This window comes from Paenibacillus sp. FSL E2-8871 (genome assembly GCF_038000345.1).
Lineage (GTDB): Bacteria > Bacillota > Bacilli > Paenibacillales > Paenibacillaceae > Paenibacillus_AQ.
In genome coordinates this window covers 5,850,940-5,875,296 of sequence record NZ_JBBOBV010000001.1, presented here as the reverse complement: position 1 = coordinate 5,875,296, position 24,357 = coordinate 5,850,940, and the positions used below count along the sequence as shown (strand labels likewise).

Genomic DNA, 24,357 nt, shown 5'->3' with positions numbered 1-24,357 from the left:
GGGCATTTCCGCAGAATTTTAGGGAGGAATTCCCCAATTATCGATTATATAGAGTAAAATACGATTAAATCAGGGAGATTTCCCCTAATTATCGATAATATCGAGTAAACCACGACAATTTTAAGAAGGATTTCACTTACTTCGAGTTTTGATGACCCGAGCTATACTTAAGCACCAGTACCCACACCGCCCACCACCTACTTAAGGTCAGCTCAAACAAATAAGCGGTCGCCCGAACAACTCCCGAGCGACCGCTTATTTCATCACGACATAACGTGAACCTACAGTTAAAGCGTTATTTCTTACGCGTTCCACCATCTCTACGACGGTACAACACAGCGCCAACTATAGCTATCAGAACGATAATGATTCCACTGATCCCTACATTCACAAGTGGAAAAGAGTCACTCTCCGCAGCTGGTTTCCCCTCAACTTCAGTCGCCCCATTATTCCCAGTTTCGGATTTCGGCGAATGGTTTGATGTTACCTCCGGAGAAGCTGTAGGAGTACCTGCCGATATACTAGGTCCAAGCTCCTTCAGATCCTCTGATGCCGAGGCAAGCAGCTTCGTTCGGCTGCATAAACTGGCCTCTAATTTACCAGAGTCATCTTCGTCATTAGCATACGCATAGACGATATAACTTTCCCCTTCCACGAATTCAAACCCACAGCTGGCAGACGATAAAGCAGTACTCAAGGTAACTTTATTCCCCTTAATTCCTTTCCAGCTGGAATCGACTTCAAAGGTTACTTTTACTGGATCCGCAGATGAGATTATAGTCCCCTTTGGCTCCTTTTTGTCCACTACTTTCCCAGTAAAGACAGCTGAACTTGACTCCAGCGCCTCAAGTGGCTCCGCAGGTACAACACAGGAACACGCATAAGTAACGGAGGGACGCACCGTCAGTAAGGCCATAAATATTAACGTTATACTTAGGAACATCATAAGTGGACTGCGGAACTTGGTCTTAAACATCATAATAACCTCCTTCTTTACTCTACAGACGGAACAGAAGAAGAAAGTGTTACAACAATTTCCAAACAAGTTATACAAGTCTAATCTTTTCCATCCTAAATAGTCTTCATTAGTTCCTCATGTCTACTGTACCTACTCATAACCCTCGCGCAATTGCAATCATCCGCTGAATCCCCTCACGTAGCACCCCTTCGCTTGCAAAGGAGTAACTTATTCGAATCCTCGACCTCATCTCACCAAGCGGATCAAACAACTCTCCTGGCACAAAAGCAATCGACTGGGCCATACTTGAGACAAACAGTCGATCCGCCGAAAGATGGTCCGGCAGCTTCACCCATAAATTCAAGCCACCTTGCGGAGGCGTCCACTCCCACCCAGTCCCAGCCAGCTCCTCCTCTACAATCTCCTTATGCACCTGAAGTGCAATGCGTAGCTTACCGAGATGCTGTTGCAAACGTGATGACGTGTAGTAATGTAGGAATATCTTCTGGTTAAGCAGCGGAGTACCATTGTCCGCGAGTGATTTGGCCGTGATCAAGCGCTCCATAAACGGATAGCGACAAGCCACCGCACAGATCCGTAAGCCTGGGGCTACATATTTACTGAAGCTGCTAATATAGATCACCCAACCTTCGGTATCGTAAGCAAAAAAGGGCGGCGGGGGCTCCTCTTCAAAATACATATCGCGGAACGGATCATCTTCGACTAACAGACAGCGATAACGCTCGGCAAGCTCGACCAACAGTTTACGTTGCTGCGCTGGCACCGTATATCCAGTTGGGTTATGATGAGTCGGATTGATATAGAACATGCGCGGTCTATGCTTTTTCATCAGCGCTTCAACTTCCTCCAAGTCGTAGCCCATCGGAGTGATCTCCACCGGAACCAGCCTTGCCCCCTCCCGGCGAAAAATATCCATGGCCACACTGTAGGTTGGTCGCTCCACAAGCACCGTGTCCATAGGCCCGAGCACAATTCGTGCAATCAGATTGATCGCCTGCTGCGCACCTGAAGTAATAAGCAGCTCTTCCGAAGATAACTGTAGCCAATGCTTCTTCCGAAAATGACGACTTAGCGTCTCCCGTAACTCCTCATCTCCCTGAACCGAAGAGTACGTCCCCATGACCTTGGGATATAAATCGAACACTTTTTTGACATAGTCGGATAGAAAAAGATTTGGCAAAAGACCTGGATCAATCAGCGCCTGTGAGAACTGATACTTAGCAGGCATTCTCTGTATATCCGAAAGAGGATTAGTGAGCGCATAGGCAGTCACTGCTGCTCCTTTTTCTACAATAGGAACTAAGCTAACAGGCGATACGTAATAACCTGATTTATCTTTTACATAAACTTTTCCATCCTCTGTCAGCATTCTATACGCTTTGAATACTGTCAGTCGATGTACCTTTAATTCCTCCGCCAGCAGCCGTATAGAAGGAAGCTTATCATGTGCCCCCCACTCCCCTCGCTCCATGCGATTCACTAGAAATTCATATACCTGCCGAAACAAGGGATGATTATGCTCCACGTTCGCTGACTTTTTCACCTCACTGCAACTCCTCTCCGAACAACTCCTATTTACAGTATTGTACACGATTTTCGAAGTCATCTGTTCTACTCAACATCATCTGTTCTGTGTTCTCCCCTATATGATTAACGAACTGGTTCAAGGATCGCTATATACACACACTAAAGGGGACTTTCAAAATGATCTTATTCGCTTATGCACTTGTATGTCTGATCTTCGGCACGACCTTTCTAGCTATCAAAATCGGTGTGGATGCCGGTGCGCCGCCCTTCTTTTCAGCAGGCTTGCGATTTTTTGTTGCAGGCGCTGTTCTATTTCTATGGATGGTCTGGAAACGAAAAGCTAGCTTCTCCCTGCTCCTGCGTAAAGAAATGCTCTTCACCGGATCTGCGTTAACCTTTGGCACCTTTGCAGGTCTCTACTGGGCTGAACAATATGTATCTTCCGGGTTAGCAGCTGTACTCTCTGCCACGGGTCCGATCATGATTCTGTTGCTCCAAACTTCTATTCTTCGTCAAAAAGCACCTGCCATCTCACTATATGGTTGTATCATCGGGTTGGCTGGCGTACTGCTGCTCGTTCTTCCTAATCTTGTCGTTGATATTTCACCGTTATGGCTCATCGGCTGCGCAGCTGTCCTCATTGGGGAATGCTGTTACGCAGTAGGTGCGATTTATTCTAAAAAAGTAATCAACAGTATGCCTGAGGTCTCTCCAATCGCACTAAATGCAGCCCAAATGATGTATGGTGGAGTGCTGTTATTCATTCTTTCCTTAGCCACCGAAAATGTACATCCTGAGTTTCTGCTCTCTTACGAGATCGCAGGTTCACTGCTCTATCTAATCGTAATCGGCTCGATGGTCGGTCATTCGTTGTTCTACTGGCTCGTCGCTAAGACAAATCCTGTGTTTCCCTCTACCTGGCTCTATATCTCTCCACCGATTGCCGTAGGTGTTGGCTTTTTCTTTTATCATGAAGCCGTGAATTGGGTTACGATCCTCGGTGTATTCACTATCATTGCTGGGACCAGCCTAGTCAATGCTGATGCCTTGAAACAATTAATGTTAAAGCGTAGGGTCCGTACATCTGCGTCAAAAAAAATGAATATATGACGTACTATATATTGCATTTATGACCACTATTGCGTATTATATAACCAAGTTAAATTAAAACATCTATATATGACTCATATATGAAAGGAGGATTCGCTTAACGGCGCTTCTTTTCTAAAGAGGAATGCCTTTTTATCTGAAGTGGAGGGAATTGCGATCGAACTGACATCACGTCAACTAGAAATCATTGATATTGTGAACAAAAGAGCTCCGATTACCGGCGAACAGATTGCCGAATGTCTGAATTTAACACGGCCAACGATTCGCTCCGATCTCTCTGTTCTGGTTATGCTCAAATATATCGATGCTAAACCTAAAGTCGGTTACTTCCCGGGACTCAAATCATCTAATCGTCTGGGAAGCAATTATTTGTTGCAGGAGACAAAGGTAAAAGAGATTCAAAGTGTACCTATTATTATCCGTGAGACTACTACGGTTCAAGATGCCGTAGTTACGCTATTTCTACAGGATGTTGGCACCCTTATTATTTGTGACGAAGAGGGCAAGCTCACCGGTGTTGCTTCACGTAAGGATTTCCTGAAAGTAACCCTTGGCAATCCGGGTGCTGTCTCCATGCCCGTAAGCATGGTCATGACACGCCAGCCCAAAGTAGTCACAACTTCACCGGATGAGACGGTGCTTGATGCCGCACATAAAATGATTTTTCACGAGGTAGATAGTTTACCGGTAGTTGTTCCCAGCGTCACAGAAGACAATGGTACGAAACTGGATGTCATAGGACGCTTGACGAAAACTGCTATCGTAAAACTTCTCCTCGAACTAGAAGCCAAAGGATAACAGGAGGAATTCATGAGCATTGAGCAATCTTCCAACCTGATAACGATCTGCTCAGATTCTATAGGAGATACGGCGGAAGCTGTCGTGCAGGCCGTCATTCATCAATTCCAGAATCAGCAGATCACCATCAAAAGATACGGGAACATTAGAAACGAAGATGAGCTCCGGAAGCTTATGGAAGAAGCCGCACAGCATAAAGGTTTTGTCGTCTATACGCTGGTGCAGCCGGAGCTAAGAGAAATGATTAAAGAAGAGGCTGTACGGCTTGACCTTCGTATCGTCGATATTATGGGTCCAATGATGCAAGCTTTCATTGATACGTTTGACGACGCTCCTCAACAGCGACCGGGTTTATTGCACCAGCTTGATGAGAACTACTTCCGACGTATGGAGGCTATCGAATTCACAGTTGCCTGTGATGATGGCCGCGATCTCGGCGCTATGCTGAAGGCCGATATCGTTCTGCTAGGGATGTCCCGTACTTCGAAAACACCACTTAGTATCTTTTTGGCCCATCGGGGGAAAAAGGTCGTTAACTATCCGATTATTCCTGAAATTGCTCCTCCGCAAGAGCTGCTAAGCTTGCCGTCGAACCGACTGATCGGACTAACCATGAAGCCGGAGTATATGCTGAAGATTCGCTCCGAGCGGCTGAAGGCGCTTGGGTTACCGACTGGCTCCCAATATGCAAGTCTGGAGCGGATTACAGAGGAGATGGAATATGCCTCTTCTCTGTTCAATAAGCTAGGCTGTCCTGTAATCGATATTACCGACAAAGCTATAGAAGAAACCGCTGGTATTATTATGGGTTATATCTAACATTCAGATTAAAATATATGGGATGTACTGGAGGGAATTAGAATGGATCGCGAACTGGCTCTTGAGATTGTACGGGTAACTGAACTAGGTGCATTATCCTCAGCTCGCTGGATCGGGCGGGGAGATAAAAATGCGGCAGATGATGCAGCCACGACTGCCATCCGCTCCATGTTTGATTCTGTCTCCATCGACGGAACGGTCGTCATTGGTGAAGGAGAGATGGATGATGCTCCAATGCTCTATATTGGCGAGAAAGTCGGGAATCAAAAGGGTCCTTCTGTCGATGTAGCCGTCGATCCTCTGGAAGGCACTGAAGTGGTGGCCTGTGGTCTTCACAATGCCCAATCCGTGATTGCCATAGCAGATAAGGGCAGCCTGCTGCATGCTCCAGACATTTATATGGAGAAACTCGCTTGCGGTCCTGAGCTTGCCGGGAAGCTTAGTCTTGAAGACCCTGTGGAGGTCACTCTCCAGAAAGCATGCCTCTTCAGTGGCAAGTCCCTCTCCGAGCTAACTGTAATGGTACTTGACCGCAAACGGCATGAGCAGCTCATTCATAGTCTTCGAGATGCGGGTGTACGGATTAAGCTACTCGGTCACGGCGATGTGGCTGGCGCTATTGCGGCAGCCCTGCCGGATAGCGATGTCGATTTGTACATGGGCTCGGGCGGAGCACCTGAAGGCGTCCTTGCAGCTGCCGCACTGAAATGTCTTGGTGGAGAAATGCAGGGCCGTTTGCTTCCCGATGGACCTCTTGAGCAGCAGCGCTGTGTCCGTATGGGAATTTCTAATCCTACGCGAGTGTTATACATGGAGGACATGGTTGGCACAGGCGACGTACTCTTTGCCGCCACTGGCGTAACCTCAGGTGAATTTCTGAACGGTGTCCGTTTTATCGGCAAAGAGCGCGCTGAGACGCATTCGGTCATCATGCGGGCACAGAGTCGAACAATCCGCTACATCCGTAGCATTCATTTCCTGCCTGGCAAAGAAATACCGGATGGACTAACCGTTAGACAGAATGTTGCCTCTCTATAGCATTACACAAAAAAACAGGCTATCTCACCAGCTCACCCTTGGCTAGTGAAATAGTCTGTTTTTATTACTAAATAGATAATCATCTCTTATTTATTTCTAATGCGCTCACTAGCTAAGGTATCCATAGCATCCAAGGTTCCGGTAGCTTGAGCTAGATTTCTCGCCTCTTGTTGATCAGCTGCCCGGAGCGCATCACTTTCCTTTACACTACCATCATAATTTCGATTTTCAGCTGTATTCATATTCGCAATATCCTCAAAATGGTCCGCATTCAGACTATTATGCTGTACGAAGATCCGCTTCACTTCTTCCTCTTTCTGCTCGCCCTCCACATCCACCATTACAAGAATATGGCCTTCATCTACGTAGTTATCGTAACGCTTGGCTTCCTCTTCAGGAATGCCAAGTCCAATAAGACCGCCAACTAATCCACCGCTGCCTGCACCTATTGCCGCTCCAGCAAGTGTTGCCGCAAGCGGTCCGGCTGCAATGATCGGCCCGATGCCTGGAATAGCCAAAGCGCCTATCCCCATCAAGAGCCCAGTTAATCCACCCAGCAGACCACCCGTAGCTGCACCAGTAGCTATTCCTTCCGGCGCTTGGGTCCCTGATTCATCTCTAAGCGTATCCGTACTCTCTGAATTTCTCGCGATAATCGATATGTCCTCTGTTCTGCAGCCTTGACGTTTCAACTCTTCAATAGCCCTCGAAGCTTCGTATTCGGCAGCAAAGACACCCACTATTCTCTTATTCATCTCCATTACCTCCTAATGATCGAAGTTAGCTCATACGTTCAGCTTCATAGCTTACTTAACCAAACTGAGCTGGGATAAACTTCTATCACAGAATTCGCAAACCATTCCAAGTAATGTTCCCACTAAAATATGCTGTATAATAAAAGAAAGTGGGCACAATCCCCCTTAGTTAACTCTATAAAAGAAAGAGACTGAAGCATTCATGGCGATATTTAATTATAATTCTGAGCGTCCCTTCAGAGGTAATCCCGATCTGCATCTCCATTACTGGGGGCGGGAGCAGTGTCTACCTGGGCATTTTTTCGGACCTGGAGTTCGTGACGTTTACAAAATACATTTCATTCATGAGGGAACTGGAAAGGTATCTGTGGGTGAACAAACCCATATTCTGCAAGCGGGACAAGCTTTTCTTACCTACCCTCATATCGTTACTTCTTATGCAGCGGACCTGACCAATCCTTGGATCTATTCCTGGGTAGCCTTTACCGGAGAACAGGTATCATATATTTTATCCAAAACCTCCTTGACCCCTGAGCAGCCAATCTTCCCGATGGATAAACAGCTTATGCCTAATCTCTACGAACGCCTGACAGAAGGAGCCGACAATTCAGATTGTCTTGACCTGCCGCTAAAAGCGATCATGTATGAGTTTTTCTCCCTCTTGTTACAAGCGGTGCCAGCTGTTCCGGATGTACTTCCTTTACCGCGTCAAAAGAGTATTTACGTCGAGCAAAGTCTCCACTTTTTGCATACACATTATTGTGAGAACATTTCGGTGGAAATGCTGTCTTCTTCTCTCAAGCTGGATCGCAAATATTTATCTTCCTTGTTCAAACGGACCATTGGTATGCCACCGCAGCAGTATTTATTAAATTACCGAATCGCTAAAGCATGCGAGCTTCTGACAGAAACCCTTTGTACTATCGGTGAGATCTCGCGTTCTGTCGGCTATCAGGACCCCTTACTCTTTTCGCGAATGTTCAAGAAGGTGAAAGGTTGTTCTCCAAAAGAATACCGTATCCGTCATCTCGAAAATGACATTGTGCTATAAACTTCTTCCTTGCTGACATACGTTTGTCCGGGATCTTTCGCTACAATAAGGACGTAACGTAATCAGAAATAAGTCTTTTTAGGAGGAAATAATGATGTATAACGCAAGCGCTACCAGATATGACAATATGAAATATAACCGCACTGGAAAAAGCGGTCTACTCCTTCCGGCGATCTCGCTAGGACTTTGGCATAACTTTGGCGGAAACGACTTATTCGAGAATGGTCGCGCCATGGCAAGAAGAGCTTTCGATCTTGGAATCACTCATTTTGATCTCGCTAATAACTACGGTCCCCCAGCTGGCTCCGCAGAAGAAAGCTTTGGTCAAATCCTTAAGAAGGATCTTGCTCCTTATCGTGATGAAATGGTCATCTCTACTAAGGCTGGATATTATATGTGGGCCGGTCCATATGGCGAATGGGGCTCCAAGAAATATCTCGTCTCCAGTCTAGACCAAAGCTTGAAACGTATGGGCCTTGATTATGTAGATATTTTCTATCACCACCGTCCAGATCCGAATACACCACTGGAAGAGACTATGGCTGCGCTGGATCTTATTGTACGTCAAGGTAAAGCGCTGTATGTTGGGATTTCGAATTACAACCCTGAACAGACACGCGAAGCGGCACAAATTCTGCGTCGACTTGGAACGCCATGCCTGATTCATCAACCTAACTACTCCATGATGTCCCGCTGGATTGAAGATGGCTTGCAGGATGTATTAACTGAGGAGGGTATCGGATCGATTGTGTTCTCTCCACTACAAGGAGGCATTCTGACCGACCGCTATCTTAACGGAATTGCTCCTGATTCTCGCGCTGCTGGACCAAGTGTATTCCTGTCCGAAGATGCCATTACGGAAGAGAAGATCGCTAAAGTTCGCAAACTGAACGAGATTGCTGCTGCACGTGGACAAAAAATGTCTCAGCTAGCGTTGTCTTGGGTACTCCGGGGAGGTAAAGTCACTTCTGCTCTGATCGGCGCAAGTAAGGTGAGCCAGATTGAAGATGCAGTCGCTTCCTTGAATGCACCGGAGCTAAGCGCAGAAGAGCTGGAGCAAATCGAGACGATTTTGCGAGGATAATTATAGATTAAACCATAAAGACGGCCAATGAGGTCAGGCAGCTTAAGCTGCTCTGGCACTTCATTGGCCGTTTTTTTAAAACTTTTTAGATTAGAGTTTAGAAATCAATTGTACCGCTTCAGCACGGGTAGCATTCTTATGAGGCTCGAGCTTATTGCCGTTGCTTCCTTGCAAGAATCCAAGCTTCTGTGCGGCAGTAGCATAAGGCTTAGCCCACTCTGCGATATCCGAACCATCAGCAAACGGACGATCTGACTCTCCTGCATTCAAGGTCGTGTTGTTCTTGTAGACATAAGCCTTCATCAACATCACAACCATTTCCTGACGGGAAATCGTACGCTCAGGCGCAAACTTCGCCTCTGACTGGCCGCTAACAATTCCCGCTTCAGTTACTGCTGCTACTTCATCCGCATACCACTTGGAAGAAGCTACATCAGCAAACCGACTTGCTCCAGTAGCTTTCAAGTTCAATTTACGAGCAATAAAAGCTGCAAATTCAGCGCGTGTAACCTGCTGATTCGGTGAGAAGGTAGTATCGCTTGTTCCAGTTACCACCTGCTGTGCTACCATAGATTTGATCGCTTGAGATGCCCAATGTGTAGAAGGAACATCACTAAACGATTTATCATATTGCAGTACGGCATATTTGCTGAAGTGACTAATAACTACTGTTATATAGCCATTATCCAGCTGACCACCAATATATTGTAGTTCCCCTTGTTCACTCAAGTAATAGACACCCGTCAATTTCGAGTTACTACCTTCGTTCACTTTCAACTTCAGGGTAATTGGAGCATTAAACTGAGTAAGCTTTGTCTCTTTACCGTCTGTCGTAAGGAGTGACAACGTAAAGTCATAAGCTACACCAGCTACTGTAATTACAGTATTCGCTGATTTTCCTGTAATCTTGGCGATATCTTCAGCACTTATCGGAGTGAATCCTACTGAGATTCTCGCATTTTTCAATTGCTCTGCTGAAATGGAACCCTTCAGCTGTTCCAAAACCGAACCCGGAATTTGGAGTGATACATCATCTTTTGTTACAATTAGTGCATTGTCTTTATTAATTACAGCTGTTGCAACAGGTAGTAATAATTGTTTGACGTCAGTTGCAACGGAAACCGTCACCTTGTTGTTCTCACTCTTTAATACAATGTTGAGAGACTTTGTGACTCCAGCTTTGTCGACCACGCTTAAGACAGGAGCTGTAGTCGTTGTATCGGTTACGGTTGGAGTTCCACCGCCACCTCCACCAGGACTACCTGGATTACTAGGTCCACTAGGGTTACCAGAAGCCAACGGAACTGGGAAGATATAGGCTTGTAAAGAGCGATTTCCGACTTTATCTACAGCAGCAACGTTGACATGATATGTTGTGCCATTCGTTAATCCCTCAATTTTATAGCTAGTTTGATGAATGGGCTTCTCTGTAAGCAGCTTACCATCAAGCCATACCAAATATCCGTCCAAATCCGCTTCCTTATTACTTTCCCATGTTACATATAAACCACCATCGCCAGATGCTTTTAGCTCTGTAGGCTTGGCAGGAGCATATGGATCACCTATAACGATATTGTTTGCTGAGTATCTGTAGTCATAAGAATATTCATTAACATTCTTGTTATATACATCCACGTACAAATAGGCACTGAATTTGCGAGAATTCGCATCAGGCAGCTTAATCTCTTTACCGGAAGCTGACGAACTGAGTCTCAACGTATACTGTTTATCCATTTTAAGTTCTTCATCGAAAATAAAGAAGAAATAACCATCAAAATTATGAAGATAATTCACCGAAATGATAGCTCCATCATCTGCGACCAATTCAAAATCAGAAGCATTAACTTCATTTTTATCGACCGTTAATTGCGAAAACTTACCTTCTGAATAAACACCCCCGAAAGAAAGTTGTAAGCTATTCCAACCTTTTGTTGTTCCATTTTGCGAATCACCCGATAACTTCAAGGTAGCGATCTCATCACTAGGTTGAAGCGCATATCCAGCCTCTTTTCCACTAAAAAGAAATTCAGCCTCATTCATGGCTCCTGAAACACGTAAAGTACGGGGCGTGGAATAAGCAGACTCTCGGCCCAACAAATCTACTGTAGTAACCTTGAATTCTTGCATGGAATGATAAGGTAGATCGGGAATCGTAACATATGTCTCTTTAGTCGTTGCAATCAGCTTATCTTTGCTATAAACATTGTAAAATAAGATTCCTATACTGTTTGGTTTTTCCCAAGAAATATGGACATCCGCTGAGCTTTTATCAATATTAATCCATGAACCCCAAGACTGAATAATTGGAGGCAATGGTTCATCTGCAAACGAATACACATTACCCGTCACACTTGCAGCAAAATCTTTTGTATCCCCCGCCGTAACGATGGCTTTCCCTGGCTGTAGACCTGGAGCAATAGTTCCTTTAACATCAGCCCAATGTAGATTATTACTTTCGGAATGATATACCTGTCCGAGTACCGACGAAGGTACTTGATATTTCTCTCCTCCTTGATCCAGAACTAAATCAATGTCCTTCTGATCAGAGTAAATAACCCCGGAAATTTCACCTGTTGTTGCGTTATAGTACACTTTCAGCATACTAGCAGCATAGGTCAATACCGGGGCCGTTAAGGTTAGCAGCATTAGAACTGCTAGTGAAGCGCTAATTTTGCGAATGGTGTTTCGCAGATAAACTCCTCCTATTCTAAATATGTATTTGTTGGAAATACTTCCCTATATTAAGGTAGAATCTAACAAATAACAATGTATTTTTTCATATAAATCATGCTATTATCGACTATTCTCCACTTTCTTCAACATCTCTATATACCTTCTATTGTCCGGAGTCATAGAGGAGGCGATTGTGAGTTCTTCTATAGCCCTTTCTAGGTGCGCCTTGTTCCCTTCCAATTTCGCTAGATGCGAATAAAAAGCCGCTAATTGATAATGTACCTCATGAGACCACGGAAGAATTTCTTCTGCGAATTGCAAGTTTTTTTCTGCCTTACTCCAGTTGCCCTCGGAAATTGCCGATTCTCCCTTGACAAGTTGCGTATATCCAACAATCATCCAAACCAAACAGCAAGAAATGATAGTTCCGAATATCGCACAAGATACAAATAACAATCGTTTTAGTTGAAACTCCTTCTGCTTATATCCCTCCATCTCCATACTGGTCAGCAGCATAATAAACAACCCGAATACGAGAGGATATGCCAGATCAATATCGAATGCCAGATGGGCACAGAATAGTAACAATGCTAGGATTACCACAACGCCTTTTCGTCCTTGACGCGTTGCCGCATTTAACGCAGAACCAATCATAGCGATGAACACCAATACCCCGAACACTCCAGCATCCAATGCAACCTGCAAAAATTGTTGATGTACATATTTCACATACACAGACGGGTATAGAATCGCAAAACCGCCACCGCCAATACCTGCCAGCCAATGCTCTTTCCATAAATGAAAGGCATCTAACCAATAAATACGGCGTAACTCAAACTCCGAAGCATTCCAAGTCATTTCTCGGACGCTTCCACCGCTGTTCATGATCATTCCCGCAACAATCACCAGGATTAGAACGATTAGTGCTCCACCACCTAACAGCGCTGTAGGTTTGTTCTTCCTATTTATGCATACAAAGGCGATGGCCCCCATCACAACTAGGATCAGTACCGCTCTAGAGCCCGATAATAGTAATCCACATAGCTGTATTAAACATAGCAGAACATATTTTTTTTGGTTTGAGCGCATATAAGTACGCCAGCCCGCTGCCAATCCCGCCGCAACAATCACAGCAAAAACATTCGCATAACCCAGCGTCGATTCCAGCCGTCCCTCCCGAAATAAACCAAATACCAGCCCCCAAAGCGCTAACCCTGCGCCACTCCAAGCCCAAGTCGCCCAGATCTGATCACGTCGTCGCTCGGAGAGACTTGAGAACAATACAGACACGGGCAAAAGTAAAGAGACCTTGATCGCTTCCAGCACAGCCTGTTCTTGATCAACAGCACTTCCTACTGCAAGCCAATATAACAGAATGAATGCAAGTAAGAAGCCATGGATCGGTAGAAGCGTAAGCTTTCTAGCATTAAAAATATACAGGGCCGTTACTCCATAGAGCACAGCAGTCAACGCCAAAAAGGAACGGGTATAAAAATACCCCGCTCCAATAGATCCAGCAACGATAAAAATAAGTAAGGTGTAAAAAGGTAGCTTTTCAAGTTTATGTGTTGTCATCATAACTACTCTTGTTCGACAGGATTCACTGGAATCCCTTCTATCCTATTCACCCAAATATCTGCGTGATATACACCATAATTAATAATCCAAAGATAAACGAATACGTCGAAGGCCGTTCGTAACCATGACCATGACTCTCTGGAATAAGTTCCTTATAGACGATGAATAGCATAGCCCCGGCGGCAAAAGCAAGACCATAGCCCACTACATTCTGTAGGTAACTCGCCGTAAAATACCCTATAACCGCAGATACCATTTCCATAAGTCCGGTAAGCGTAACGATTCCCAATGCTTTTAACTTAGTTGTTCTAGAGTTCATCAGAAAGACTGCGAGAATCAATCCTTCAGGCATATTTTGTGCACCAATCGCTATGGCCACGGTGGGACCCAGACTCGCCTGCTCACTGGCATAACTGAATCCCGTACTAAGACCTTCTGGTATATTGTGAATGAACAACGCAATCAAAACGAGCAGCGCCTTGGAATCCATATTGGTATAGCCGGGTTTATTCTCCACATCGATATGTGGGATATTATTTTCAATTAAATCAAGCAGCAGCACCCCCGTAATCAGGCCTAAGGTTAAAGCGATAATGCCCGATTCTTTGATCGATTGTGGCATGAGTCCAAACGTGGAGGCTGACACCATAATCCCTGCAGTGAAAGCTACGAGAATGTCTTTCCATTTCTCAGATAGCTTGTTCACGAACAGGATCGGAAATGCTCCAAGAACGGTAGCCATTGCCGATACAAAGCTCCCAATAAGCGCAGATTCCAAGCCTTCAACTCCTTTGGTACAAGTTCGGATAGACCAACATATGTAACTAAAAAAAATATTATTACTTATATATAGCTTTTCCGAATAGTACGCTAATCATAAAAAGACCCCCATAGGCTCGATTCATACCCTAAGGAGGTCTTTGTCTAACATGTAGTTATGCGATTCAGTTACACCAGCTTCTTCCGAATCATGCCGGAAATCAGATCAATAATCGTAATCATCGCAATGATGCCTAGCAGGATAATTCCGACACGATCCCAATTCCGTGAACTGAGTGCGAAGATTAACGGTGTACCAATCCCACCTGCCCCAATGACACCCAGAATCGTAGCTGAGCGAACGTTAATTTCGAATCTGTATAAAGTGTAGGATAGAAAGCCTGGCAATACCTGCGGCACAACAGCAAACCATAACACCTGCATGCGGCTGGCACCAGAAGAGATTAAGGCTTCGAGTGGACCGTTATCAATATTCTCAATCTCATCCGCGAACAATTTGCCGAGCATACCGACGGAATGCAGTCCTAGAGCCAGTACGCCTGCAAATGAACCCGGCCCTACAGCCTTGATGAATAGCAAAGCCATAATGATCTCAGGGAATGTCCGTATAAAGCTTAACATCAGCTTGCCGGAGCCCGAAATTGCCTTTCCCTTGCTCATGTTGACCGCAGCCCAAAAAGCAAATGGGATACATATGAAGGTCGAGATAAAAGTCCCTAAAATTGAAATAGCTAACGTCTCAAGCAATCCCCGAAGCAGATCCTCCCCATCTGGTAAATAAACGAAGGCCCAGTCAGGTGAGAATATCCCGGCAAAAATTGCCTTAGTAATGATCCCGGCAGTTTCTTTAAATCCATTAAACGGCACTCCCGAAAAAGCCCAGATGTACACTGCCGCTAATGCTACATAAATCAGCCATCGGAAACGATTTTTACGAGGTTTGGGGACTAGGGTATTCCATGATTTACTCATATTAATTTCTCCCGCAGCTTAGTGCTTACATAATCAATAATCAAGACTACTGCTAATGTGAACAAGATGATAGTGCAAGTCTTATCGTATTCTAAAAAGCCTAATGTCACTTCATAGTAATGGCCGATTCCACCCGCGCCTACCAAACCCAAAACTGCTGCAGCACGGACATTGATCTCAAAGGCATACAGCACGTAAGACATGAAATGAGCCTGTACCTGAGGAATGACGCCGAACATAATTCGTTGAGTCTTATTCGCTCCGACTGAAGTCATTGCTTCCAAAGGTCCCTGTTCAATCGTCTCCAACGATTCATAGGTAAGCTTGGCGATCAGCCCTAGCGAAAATACCGTCAAAGCAAATATTCCCGGAAGCGCACCGAGGCCAAAAATGGCGACAAAAATAGAAGCCAGCAGTAGATCGGGAATTGTGCGGATCAAATTCAACAGCATACGTACCGGATAATGAAGCCATCGGCTTTGCGTAATATTGCTTGCACACAGCAAGGCAATGGGAACCGCCAGAATGGCACCAAACGTTGTACCGACCAATGCCATCCGGATCGTCTCCAGCATCGCATCTATAATATTGTCAAAATACCCCCAGTTTGGAGGGAACATTTCCTTAAGCAGATCCAGCATATTTGGCAGACCGGAGATCAGCTCTCCAATGGATGAATCGGTCAAGACCGCACTTCTCCACAGTAATACTACTAATATAATGGCTGTAAAATAATGCTTTATCTTCCTTGGCGGTTTGGGATGTAGCTTCTCTGCATTCACACTCATATCACATGCCTCCGCTTACAGGCTCACCTAACAACTCATCCTGATGAATCGGTCTGCCGTAAATCTCAGCAAATTTCTCATCGGTTGCCTCGGATACAGGACCATCGAAGACCACTTCTCCTGCCCGGAGCCCAATAATCCGAGTGGCATATTCTCTAGCGAGGTCGATAAAATGCAAATTGACGATGGTCGTAATCCCAAGCTCCATATTAATCTTTTTCAAATCATCCATAACCTGCTTGGTCGTCAGTGGATCCAGTGAAGCGACAGGTTCATCTGCAAGGATAATTTGCGCCTCCTGCGCAAGAACACGAGCAATAGCCACGCGCTGCTGCTGACCTCCAGATAGTTGATCTGCACGTGTGTAGGCCTTCTCAGCAATATTGACCCGATCGAGAGACTCAAAGGCTAAATCAATATCTTTCTGTGGGAATTTGCCAATTATCGTCCGTATTGTGGAATGATAGCCGACCCGCCCTGCCAATACATTACGAAGCACAGTCGTACGTTTCACCAAGTTGAAACTTTGGAAGATCATTCCGATATTTCTACGGATCATTCGGAGCTGGCTTCCCTTTGCCTTCGTGATGGATTTCCCATTTATAAGAATATCGCCTTCTGAAATATCATGAAGCCGGTTAATGGAACGTAGCAGGGTTGACTTTCCCGCACCCGAAAGACCAACAATAGCTACAAATTCTCCAGCTGGAATAGTCAGGTTAATGTTGTTTAAGCCTTTGGTTCCGTTTAGATACGTCTTGGACACATTACGAAGCTCTATCATGAAAATCATTCCTTTTTGTGTTTTCGTATATTCGTATAAAAGAGATAGCCAGGTCCGGGGGGGAATCCGGAGCTGGCTATCCTTAGTTCCTGTTATACACCAACATCGTTGTATCCTTGAACGGCCTGAACTACTCTGTTTTTACTTTATTGTTGTATTCACGAACAATGTCAAAGTTGCTATCTTGTGACTTCACATAACCTTCATGCGAGTAAATATCTTTGATAATCTCATGTCCTTCTTTGTCAGCAGCGATATCAATAAACGCCTGCTGAATCTTCTCAATCCATTCCTTATTCATATCTGAACGGACCGAAATCGTGTCGTTAGGGATTTTATCAGTAAAAGCGAGAACACGAGTATCTTCAAATACTTTCGGATAATCCTTAACGACTATATTACGAGCATCCTGGAAAATAGCTGCGGCATCTACATCACCGTTCAGTACAGCAAGTACGCCTTGGTCATGTCCCTTAACCGTGATAGCTTGTACATCCTTCAACGGATCAAGTCCTGCATCCATTAGTGTTGCAGCCGGCCATACAAAACCTGCTGAGGATGTAACGTTTTGATAAGCGATTTTTTTGCCTTTCAAATCGGCAACGGATTGGATCGCAGAATCTTTCTTAACGATAATCATAGATTTATAGAAGTCAGCCAATTCATCTGTCGGAGCACCCGTTTCATCATTTACACCAAAACGTTGAGCTTGAAGAATAACTTCAGCAGCTCCTTTTTCTTTTGCCAATACGTAAGCTGTTGGAGGAAGGAAACCTAAATCTACTTTTTTGGAAGCCATAGCTTCGATAACAGTGTTGTAATCAGTAGAGACACTTACTTCTACAGGAATACCGAGTTTATCACCCAGTAATTTTTCAAGAGGTTTCGCCTTAGCTTCGAGCGTATCCGCATTTTGAGAAGGGACAAATTGTACTGTGAGCTTCTCTGGAACATAACCCTCTGCTACAGGAGCTGCCGTTTCCTTCGGTGCATTTGCTCCATCCGTCGATCCTTGGTTTGCAGTATTGGTAGTATTGTTAGCACCACAACCACTAAGCAAAGTAATAGACATCATTAGCGGCAATACGAATTTACTTATTTTTCTCAAACGAAAGACCTCCACTGTTCTCTTTTTTTTTAGTACTTCTAGACTATAAATATTTTGTATTAAATCTAAGGCCTCTAACTATTAAATATATGTAAAATTTATTTTAATCTCTTAAAATTTCCAAATTATCTGATAGAATGAGGTCTGAACTATTATCCGTAGGAGGCTACCCATGAATAAAGACAACACCTTAACCTGCGAAATCCTCATAACAAGTGATCTACATGGGCATTTAGGGCCCATTGATTACCGCACGGGTGAGAAACGACAAAAAGGCTTAGCAACCATTGCTAGCCTTATTAAACAAGAAAGATCCCATTGTCCAGAGCTAATACTTCTCGATAACGGTGATCTTATTCAAGGTACACCGCTAGCTTATTATGCAGCCACACAGTACAGTGACGAACTAAATCCAGGCATAGCTGCATTGAATGAATTGAAATATGACGCTGCAATTATTGGTAACCATGAATTTAATTTTGGTAAGCCACTACTTAATAAAGCCATTCAGGATTCCAAATTTCCTTGGTTATCTGCTGGAATTATAGATCGCGCGACATGTAAACCTGCATTTGGTAGACCCTATATCATCAAATGGATAGACAAAAAAATCAAAGTAGCCATTCTAGGAGTTACCACACATTACATTCCCCACTGGGAGAATCCTGTCCATATAGAAGGACTTCAATTCAAGGATTCGTTAGAGACTGTAAAGCTTTGGTGTGCCACTATTAAAGAAGAAGAACAGCCCGATTTACTCGTTGTAGCTTATCATGGCGGGTTCGAGCGCGACCTCCTTAGTGGTGAACCTGTAGAGAGACTAACTGGAGAGAATCAAGCCTATGCAATGTGCACAGAGGTTGAAGGCTTAGATGTATTAATTACCGGACATCAGCATCGATTCATAGCTAGTGAGCTAAATGGTGTGACGATCATACAGCCTGGTTGTAATGGACATTCCCTCGGTAAGATTTCAGTAGTCTTTCAAAAAGAAAACGAACGTTGGAAGATTAAGAGTAAACAAGCCGAACTCCTTGCTGTAGACGACAAGACCGCTGTAGATGATACAATTCTAGAGCTTAGCAGCACGCTTGAATCAGAAACAGAAGCCTGGTTGGATGAGAGAATAGGTACAGTTATCGGTGACCTTTCTATTTCTAGTGTAGATGAATGCCGATTGGCTGACCATCCCTTTATAGAATTTATGAATAAGGTACAAATGGAGGCTACAGGTGTAGAGATCTCGACAGCAGCTTTACTCAGCAACGATTGCAAGGGCTTCAGTAACACCATTACCCGGAGAGATATTCTTTCCAACTTCATTTATCCAAACAAGCTAACTGTGCTAAGACTGACCGGACAAGATATAAAAGAGGCACTGGAACAAACCGCCAACTATTTTCAAAAGGATCTAGAGGGAAATGTAATTGTTAACCCTGCTTATGTAGAACCTAAATCGCAACATTACAATTATGATATGTGGGAAGGCATCCACTACGAGCTTCATATCAATAAACCTGTAGGCAAAAGAGTCCTCCATCTGCTGCATCGTGGGCAGCCTGTAGAGGACTCTAAGGAATATGATGTTGTTATGAACAACTATAGAGCAAGCGGCGGTGGAGATTATGAGATGTATAAGGGCAAGCCGATTGTCAAAGAAGTACTGATCGACATGTCTGAAATTGTCACGAATTACATTGAAAAACGCGGCCAAATTGAAGCTACCTGTGATCACAACTGGAGAGTTGTTTAGGTCGTACTGATGAATGCCTCAATATCGGTTTCAATCAGCATTAAAGCACCTCTCCAAAAATCAATGGAGTGTACATCAATATCCATAAACTTTGCTACATCTGCAATATTATGCTTGCTGGTAGCACTAAGGAACTGACGATACCGGGCGACGAACTCCTCGCCCTTTTTTAAATATTCTGCGTAGAGTCCTTTAGCGAATAACAGTCCGAAAGAATACGGGAAGTTCATAAATTCATAACCAGCCATAAAATATCCGGCCTTGTTCATCCACATGTAAGGATGGATCGTATCAGGATCAATGCTCTCACCGTAAGCTTCCACCATACAAGCAATCATCAATTCGTTCAGCTCTTGAACAGGAAGCGGACCCGAGGTTCTTCTCTCATATAATTTAAGCTCAAATAAATAACGGGCATAGAAGTCTACAAGATAATACCCAGCATCGGAAATACTTCTCTCCAATAGAAGCTGAGCTTCCTTCTTGGTCGAACTAGTGAGTAGTGCCTGATTTACGATCGTCTCGCAAAAGATCGAAGCCGTTTCGGCAATCGGTATCGGATAATCTGTGTTCAGCATCGTTTCTTCTCCCAGACAGGAGCTATGATATGCATGGCCGAGCTCATGGGCAAGAATACTAATATCTATAGCATTTCCAGTGAACTGTGTCATGATTCTGCTCTCGCCTATCGGAAAAATATCAATGCAGAGCCCATATCCACCCTTACCCGCTCTAGGTTCTGCATCAATCCATTGCTGATCAAAAGCCTTTTGAGCTAAATTGGCCAATTCCTCGCTAAAGGTTCCGAAGCTAGAGACAATTGTTTTTTGAGCATCTTCGTAAGAGATTTTTACACTTTCTTCGCCAATCGGTGCAAAAATATCGTAAAAAGGCAGCTTTGTGGAATGTCCCAGCAGTTCGGCTTTCTTTTGATAATAGGTATGAAAAGCTGGCAAACTCTCCTGAAGAGCGGCGAGCATTGCCGATAAAGTTTCACTGTCCATTCGCGATGCCACTAACACCTTTTCCAGAGAAGATTGATATCCACGCATGCCATAAATCGTTAGCGCCTCACCACTTATTCCATTCATGCAAGCTGCACAAACCCCAGCAATACGACTGCAAGCTTCAGCCTCGGCTTCATAAGCCGCTTTTCTTAATGTAACGTTATTCTCATAGGCCATACTCCTTAGTTCTGCAAGCGTTACTTTCTTAGTTTCCCCTTGTACTACCACATCTGCAAGTGTACTCGATACGCTCTCCATGTAGAGCCTTCCCCACGCTTTGGAACCCGTGCTCTGCATTCTGGCAATCGCAACTTCCACTTCCTCATTTAACACATAACGGGATTGCAGAAGAAGCTCCTTTAAATAAAATTGATGTTTCAGAAGATAAGTTGAGCTAACGATAAGCTCATCTATGTGTTCACAAGTGCTAATCCATCGTTTAAAACCCGCAACTACCCCAGCAATCTCTGAGCTCAAATGTTCAATATCATCAGCAAGATTCATGGCTTCCTCAGAACTGCTGTCTGCGCTAAGCGTTAACTCTGCATAGGCTAATAAACATACATATACGCTTTTATAATCGTTGTAGAGCCTTAGAAAGTCCTCGATCGCTGCGACGGAAACACCCTCAAGCTTTAGATTGCCCTCAGCCCAGGCTTTTAAATCTATAATAAGTTGACCGAGTAGCTCACGATCGCCTTTTAACTTCTCTGACTCAAAGGAAGGATATAAGCTATCCAGATTCCATGTCATATTCATTTGTGAACCTCTCCTCTACTTCTTTGGCCATCCCTGATTTCTTCATTATACCGTCCTTAGTGGATAAAATCTGTATACTACCTATGTTTTCGGGATGGTGCAAGAACATAAAAAAAAAGGACCCTGCCAACGTATGGCAGGGTCAAGGTCTATATTATAAGGGGGTTATGTGATTACTATAACCCTCTTAGCTTAAAAGAATATGAATAGTAGATAAAGATTGGCTTAATCTACAGATCTCTGTCCTCTTCATCAACAAAAAAGGACCCTGCCAACGTCCGGCAGGGTCAAGGTCTATATTTAAGGGGGTTATGTGATTACTATAACCCCCTTAGCTTAAAACGATATGAATAGTACCTAAAGATTAGCTTAATCTGAAATCATCCCTTATTGACTTAACGCTGAAGGGTTATTTCTGGCCTTAGTAATCTGAATCCCAATATAAATAATTAAAAACAGCACCATGAACCCAGCAGAATAACGATACATCATCCCATAATCGGATGCCGCCGAGATTGCCCCAAGAATAATGGCCCCACTGGCTACCCCTAAATCTGTTGAGTTATAAAACATACTGTTCGCCATGCCATACTGTACAGGTGTAGACGTCCGAAGCATCCATGCCTGTATAGTTGGCTGAATAGCTCCAAAGCCGAGTCCATAGAGCAATGCGGATATAATGAGCATGGGCATGGATGTTGTATACGAGAGCACTGTTAAGCTCGCGACGACACAAACCGCTGCTGGAATCAGAACAGCAGCCGGACCTCTTTTATCAAATAATCTGCCGGAGATAGGTCTAATAATAATGATTGTTATCGCGTTAAATAAAAAGAACAAACCCACTTGCTCTAAATGTACCGCTTCGCCGAACAAAGCGATAAAGCTAAGCAATCCACCATAAGTGATCGCGAGTAAGACATTCAGTATTGCAGGCAATACTAACTTTGTATTAAAAGGAACCTTGATTGGTTTGGATGGTGCAATGGATCGCTCAATAGGCTGTTTTTTCGGTACAGCTGGAAGTGAACGTGAGAACAATAGGACTGGAAAGGCAAGAAGCAAGGTGAATGTTCCGATCATCGCCAGTGTTCCAAACCCCGATTGCTTCATTACGTTCAAACCAATCATAGGACCAATGGACATTGCAAGACTGGTTGATAAGCCGAAATACCCGATCCCTTCGCCCATTCTTTTGCTAGGAATAATCTGTGAAACAATCGTGGGAATAATCGTGCTGGCAATCCCGAACCCAATCCCATAGCCTACCCGCATCAGCAATAGTGACCCGATTGAGTCTGCTACCACATAAAGACCGGTTATGGCGGCCGCGATGGCTAAACCAATATATAATAGTACATTGCGGCTAACCCTCCGCATCAGAAAAGCAGTCATAAAACGTGAAGCAATCGCAGTTAGCGCAAATACACTTGTAACCAAGCTGACCATAATATCTCCGGCTTGAAATTCACTTTTAACATAAGACGGAAATGAAGATAGCAGCATCTGTAAATTCATAAATAAAAATAAAGCACTAAACGTTAAAGCAATAAAAGACTTGGTCCATAGTTTCGTACGTAGTTCTTGTTGTTCTGGCATAACTTACGTTCCTACTCTCCATCATTTATTTGATCAATATGATTGTTTATTCTTAGCAGCAACCCCATGAGCAGCTCATATTCATCACTGGAAATACAGTTCATAATCTCATCTGTGACTTGATCCTCAATAGGAAAGGTCTCCTTTATCAGAGCTCTTCCTTTTTCCGTAATATAAACCTTAAAAGAACGCCGATCATTCTCCCCGGTTCTTTTATAGACCAGCCCTTTTCCCTCCAAGTGATCCAGAATTCGCGTCGTAGTTGGTTTATCCTTACCCGAACGCTTCGCGATATCCTTCTGAATCAGCCCTTCCGTTCTGTCGACTTGAAAAAGCACTGACCATTGCTCAGGTGTTATATCATATTCCTTTAGCCCATTTTGGAATAACGCGCTTAATTTACGATAGGTCGTTCCCATCATAAATCCTAACGTAAGTTCGGATTGGTTATGCTTTGTCGTCATGATCAGACCTCTTCTCATTTCATCTTCTTTTTAATAGTTGCTTAAACAATTATATTCTAGACAACTAAATTTGTAAAGGTGAGACAAAATTATAAACTAACTATTATTAAGTTGCTTGACAAAGTAAACTAAACACGGTATTATTATCTCATGTTAAAGATACTTAACTTAAAGACAACTAGAGCGTAACACGCTTAATATTATTTATTTGAAGGTTGTGTAATTCATGGGATTTCTAGACAAACTATTTGGTAGAACAAAAATCGAGGAGGAACAAACAATGTCTAAATTAAACATCGGAATCATTCTGGGAAGTACTCGTCAAGGTCGTTTAAGCCCACAAGTAGGGGAATGGGTTAAAAAGGTAGCAGATGCACGTGGAGATGCTAATTATGAGATCGTAGATATCGCGGACTTCAAACTTCCACTAATGGGAGAAGTTGATGCTACTGAACAAGCAACTGCTTGGAATACAAAGCTTGCTACGTTAGACGGTTTCGTATTTATCGTTCAAGAATACAACCACAGTATTTCCGCATCACTGAAAAATGCACTCGATTACGCGCGTGAAGCTTGGAACAACAAAGCAGCGGGTATCGTGAGTTATGGTTCTGTAGGTGGCGCTCGTGCAGCTGAGCATTTACGTGGAATCTTGGGAGAACTGTCTGTAGCAGATGTTCGTGTACATCCAGCCCTGTCCCTGTTCACTGATTTCGAGAACGGTTCTGTGTTCAAACCAGCGGATCTTCACCTGACCAATGTAAATGGCATGCTTGATCAAGTATTGGCTTGGAGCGGTGCGCTCAAGACGCTTCGTTAAGATCACCCGCTTTAATATTATGAAATACACCTCTTGGAATAGACATTGATAAACCTATGGTTTGTCCGGTCTATTCTAAGGGTGTATTTTTTGTGTGTGATGAAATGACCA

The 24,357-nt window shown here is 43.9% G+C and carries 21 protein-coding genes; 8 read left to right on the top strand and 13 right to left on the bottom strand.

The window, feature by feature from the left end; translation table 11 throughout:
* Window positions 1–295: 295 nt before the first annotated feature.
* On the bottom strand, window positions 296–979 hold the full coding sequence (locus NYE25_RS26335) for a hypothetical protein (RefSeq protein WP_149646552.1): 684 nt from the start codon (window positions 977–979) through the stop codon (window positions 296–298).
* 133 nt (window positions 980–1,112) lie between these two features.
* Window positions 1,113–2,522 carry an aminotransferase-like domain-containing protein gene (locus NYE25_RS26330; protein WP_341147238.1) on the bottom strand — a complete coding sequence of 470 codons (1,410 nt, stop codon included), beginning with the start codon at window positions 2,520–2,522 and terminating at the stop codon, window positions 1,113–1,115.
* A 161-nt stretch (window positions 2,523–2,683) separates the two neighbouring features.
* Here NYE25_RS26330 and NYE25_RS26325 point away from each other — a divergent pair, with 161 nt between their 5' ends.
* The 4 genes from NYE25_RS26325 (at window position 2,684) to glpX (ending at window position 6,271) form a co-directional block, all read left to right on the top strand.
* A complete protein-coding gene (locus NYE25_RS26325; protein WP_341147237.1) occupies window positions 2,684–3,616 on the top strand; it encodes a DMT family transporter in 933 nt (310 codons plus the stop codon).
* Window positions 3,617–3,757: 141 nt separating this feature from the next.
* Complete coding sequence (locus NYE25_RS26320) at window positions 3,758–4,414, top strand: helix-turn-helix transcriptional regulator (protein WP_149646549.1); 657 nt, start codon at window positions 3,758–3,760, stop codon at window positions 4,412–4,414.
* A gap of 12 nt (window positions 4,415–4,426) precedes the next feature.
* Window positions 4,427–5,233: a pyruvate, water dikinase regulatory protein gene (locus NYE25_RS26315; RefSeq protein ID WP_445253183.1), complete on the top strand. Its 807-nt coding sequence runs from the start codon at window positions 4,427–4,429 to the stop codon at window positions 5,231–5,233.
* A 42-nt stretch (window positions 5,234–5,275) separates the two neighbouring features.
* A complete protein-coding gene (gene glpX / locus NYE25_RS26310; RefSeq protein WP_341147236.1) occupies window positions 5,276–6,271 on the top strand; it encodes a class II fructose-bisphosphatase in 996 nt (331 codons plus the stop codon).
* 86 nt (window positions 6,272–6,357) lie between these two features.
* On the opposite strand, the gene NYE25_RS26305 is transcribed toward glpX, so the two are convergent.
* Entirely contained in the window at window positions 6,358–7,026 is a 669-nt protein-coding gene (locus NYE25_RS26305) for a general stress protein (RefSeq protein ID WP_341147235.1), read from the bottom strand.
* A 202-nt stretch (window positions 7,027–7,228) separates the two neighbouring features.
* Here NYE25_RS26305 and NYE25_RS26300 point away from each other — a divergent pair, with 202 nt between their 5' ends.
* Together NYE25_RS26300 and NYE25_RS26295 are read left to right on the top strand one after the other, a co-directional pair.
* Complete coding sequence (locus NYE25_RS26300) at window positions 7,229–8,077, top strand: AraC family transcriptional regulator (protein ID WP_149646546.1); 849 nt, start codon at window positions 7,229–7,231, stop codon at window positions 8,075–8,077.
* Window positions 8,078–8,171: 94 nt separating this feature from the next.
* Window positions 8,172–9,161 (top strand): aldo/keto reductase, encoded by a 990-nt coding sequence (locus NYE25_RS26295; RefSeq protein ID WP_371915722.1) that lies wholly within the window; start codon window positions 8,172–8,174, stop codon window positions 9,159–9,161.
* A 90-nt stretch (window positions 9,162–9,251) separates the two neighbouring features.
* On the opposite strand, the gene NYE25_RS26290 is transcribed toward NYE25_RS26295, so the two are convergent.
* The 7 genes from NYE25_RS26290 to NYE25_RS26260 all read right to left on the bottom strand — a co-directional run bounded on the left by NYE25_RS26290 (window position 9,252) and on the right by NYE25_RS26260 (window position 17,844).
* On the bottom strand, window positions 9,252–11,807 hold the full coding sequence (locus tag NYE25_RS26290) for an S-layer homology domain-containing protein (protein WP_341147234.1): 2,556 nt from the start codon (window positions 11,805–11,807) through the stop codon (window positions 9,252–9,254).
* Between the two features lie 147 nt (window positions 11,808–11,954).
* Window positions 11,955–13,412, bottom strand: a complete 1,458-nt coding sequence (locus NYE25_RS26285; RefSeq protein WP_341147233.1) for an O-antigen ligase family protein — start codon at window positions 13,410–13,412, stop codon at window positions 11,955–11,957.
* Between the two features lie 46 nt (window positions 13,413–13,458).
* On the bottom strand, window positions 13,459–14,190 hold the full coding sequence (locus NYE25_RS26280; protein WP_341147232.1) for a ZIP family metal transporter: 732 nt from the start codon (window positions 14,188–14,190) through the stop codon (window positions 13,459–13,461).
* A 170-nt stretch (window positions 14,191–14,360) separates the two neighbouring features.
* A complete protein-coding gene (gene phnE / locus NYE25_RS26275; RefSeq protein ID WP_341147231.1) occupies window positions 14,361–15,164 on the bottom strand; it encodes a phosphonate ABC transporter, permease protein PhnE in 804 nt (267 codons plus the stop codon).
* On the bottom strand, window positions 15,161–15,952 hold the full coding sequence (gene phnE / locus NYE25_RS26270) for a phosphonate ABC transporter, permease protein PhnE (protein ID WP_042185358.1): 792 nt from the start codon (window positions 15,950–15,952) through the stop codon (window positions 15,161–15,163). Before phnE (NYE25_RS26270) ends, phnE (NYE25_RS26275) begins: the two co-directional genes overlap by 4 nt.
* A 1-nt stretch (window position 15,953) precedes the next feature.
* Window positions 15,954–16,736: a phosphonate ABC transporter ATP-binding protein gene (gene phnC, locus NYE25_RS26265; protein WP_076283974.1), complete on the bottom strand. Its 783-nt coding sequence runs from the start codon at window positions 16,734–16,736 to the stop codon at window positions 15,954–15,956.
* A gap of 130 nt (window positions 16,737–16,866) precedes the next feature.
* Window positions 16,867–17,844 carry a phosphate/phosphite/phosphonate ABC transporter substrate-binding protein gene (locus tag NYE25_RS26260; protein WP_076283973.1) on the bottom strand — a complete coding sequence of 326 codons (978 nt, stop codon included), beginning with the start codon at window positions 17,842–17,844 and terminating at the stop codon, window positions 16,867–16,869.
* A 172-nt stretch (window positions 17,845–18,016) separates the two neighbouring features.
* On the opposite strand from NYE25_RS26260, the gene NYE25_RS26255 reads away from it, so the two are divergent.
* Complete coding sequence (locus tag NYE25_RS26255) at window positions 18,017–19,597, top strand: bifunctional metallophosphatase/5'-nucleotidase (protein WP_341147230.1); 1,581 nt, start codon at window positions 18,017–18,019, stop codon at window positions 19,595–19,597.
* Here the strand turns inward: NYE25_RS26255 and NYE25_RS26250 are convergent.
* From NYE25_RS26250 to NYE25_RS26240, 3 genes are all read right to left on the bottom strand, one after another.
* On the bottom strand, window positions 19,594–21,363 hold the full coding sequence (locus NYE25_RS26250; protein WP_341147229.1) for a M3 family oligoendopeptidase: 1,770 nt from the start codon (window positions 21,361–21,363) through the stop codon (window positions 19,594–19,596). The two genes, NYE25_RS26255 and NYE25_RS26250, sit on opposite strands and share 4 nt — an antisense overlap.
* A 387-nt stretch (window positions 21,364–21,750) precedes the next feature.
* Window positions 21,751–22,962 (bottom strand): MFS transporter, encoded by a 1,212-nt coding sequence (locus tag NYE25_RS26245; protein ID WP_341147228.1) that lies wholly within the window; start codon window positions 22,960–22,962, stop codon window positions 21,751–21,753.
* Between the two features lie 11 nt (window positions 22,963–22,973).
* On the bottom strand, window positions 22,974–23,426 hold the full coding sequence (locus NYE25_RS26240; RefSeq protein ID WP_042185346.1) for a MarR family winged helix-turn-helix transcriptional regulator: 453 nt from the start codon (window positions 23,424–23,426) through the stop codon (window positions 22,974–22,976).
* A 280-nt stretch (window positions 23,427–23,706) separates the two neighbouring features.
* Between NYE25_RS26240 and NYE25_RS26235 the strand changes: the two genes are divergently transcribed.
* Window positions 23,707–24,246 carry an NADPH-dependent FMN reductase gene (locus tag NYE25_RS26235; protein WP_042124617.1) on the top strand — a complete coding sequence of 180 codons (540 nt, stop codon included), beginning with the start codon at window positions 23,707–23,709 and terminating at the stop codon, window positions 24,244–24,246.
* The last annotated feature ends 111 nt before the right edge of the window (window positions 24,247–24,357 follow it).

Bases quoted from the DNA above. Each gene is read 5' to 3' on its own strand.
- NYE25_RS26335 (WP_149646552.1), bottom strand. From the start codon at position 979: ATGATGTTTAAGACCAAGTTCCGCAGTCCACTTATGATGTTCCTAAGT.
- NYE25_RS26325 (WP_341147237.1), top strand. From the start codon at position 2,684: ATGATCTTATTCGCTTATGCACTTGTATGTCTGATCTTCGGCACGACC.
- NYE25_RS26315 (WP_445253183.1), top strand. From the start codon at position 4,427: ATGAGCATTGAGCAATCTTCCAACCTGATAACGATCTGCTCAGATTCT.
- glpX (WP_341147236.1), top strand. From the start codon at position 5,276: ATGGATCGCGAACTGGCTCTTGAGATTGTACGGGTAACTGAACTAGGT.
- NYE25_RS26305 (WP_341147235.1), bottom strand. From the start codon at position 7,026: ATGAATAAGAGAATAGTGGGTGTCTTTGCTGCCGAATACGAAGCTTCG.
- NYE25_RS26300 (WP_149646546.1), top strand. From the start codon at position 7,229: ATGGCGATATTTAATTATAATTCTGAGCGTCCCTTCAGAGGTAATCCC.
- NYE25_RS26295 (WP_371915722.1), top strand. From the start codon at position 8,172: ATGTATAACGCAAGCGCTACCAGATATGACAATATGAAATATAACCGC.
- NYE25_RS26290 (WP_341147234.1), bottom strand. From the start codon at position 11,807: ATGCTGCTAACCTTAACGGCCCCGGTATTGACCTATGCTGCTAGTATG.
- NYE25_RS26285 (WP_341147233.1), bottom strand. From the start codon at position 13,412: ATGATGACAACACATAAACTTGAAAAGCTACCTTTTTACACCTTACTT.
- phnE (WP_341147231.1), bottom strand. From the start codon at position 15,164: ATGAGTAAATCATGGAATACCCTAGTCCCCAAACCTCGTAAAAATCGT.
- phnE (WP_042185358.1), bottom strand. From the start codon at position 15,952: ATGAGTGTGAATGCAGAGAAGCTACATCCCAAACCGCCAAGGAAGATA.
- phnC (WP_076283974.1), bottom strand. From the start codon at position 16,736: ATGATAGAGCTTCGTAATGTGTCCAAGACGTATCTAAACGGAACCAAA.
- NYE25_RS26255 (WP_341147230.1), top strand. From the start codon at position 18,017: ATGAATAAAGACAACACCTTAACCTGCGAAATCCTCATAACAAGTGAT.
- NYE25_RS26250 (WP_341147229.1), bottom strand. From the start codon at position 21,363: ATGAATATGACATGGAATCTGGATAGCTTATATCCTTCCTTTGAGTCA.
- NYE25_RS26245 (WP_341147228.1), bottom strand. From the start codon at position 22,962: ATGCCAGAACAACAAGAACTACGTACGAAACTATGGACCAAGTCTTTT.
- NYE25_RS26240 (WP_042185346.1), bottom strand. From the start codon at position 23,426: ATGACGACAAAGCATAACCAATCCGAACTTACGTTAGGATTTATGATG.
- NYE25_RS26235 (WP_042124617.1), top strand. From the start codon at position 23,707: ATGTCTAAATTAAACATCGGAATCATTCTGGGAAGTACTCGTCAAGGT.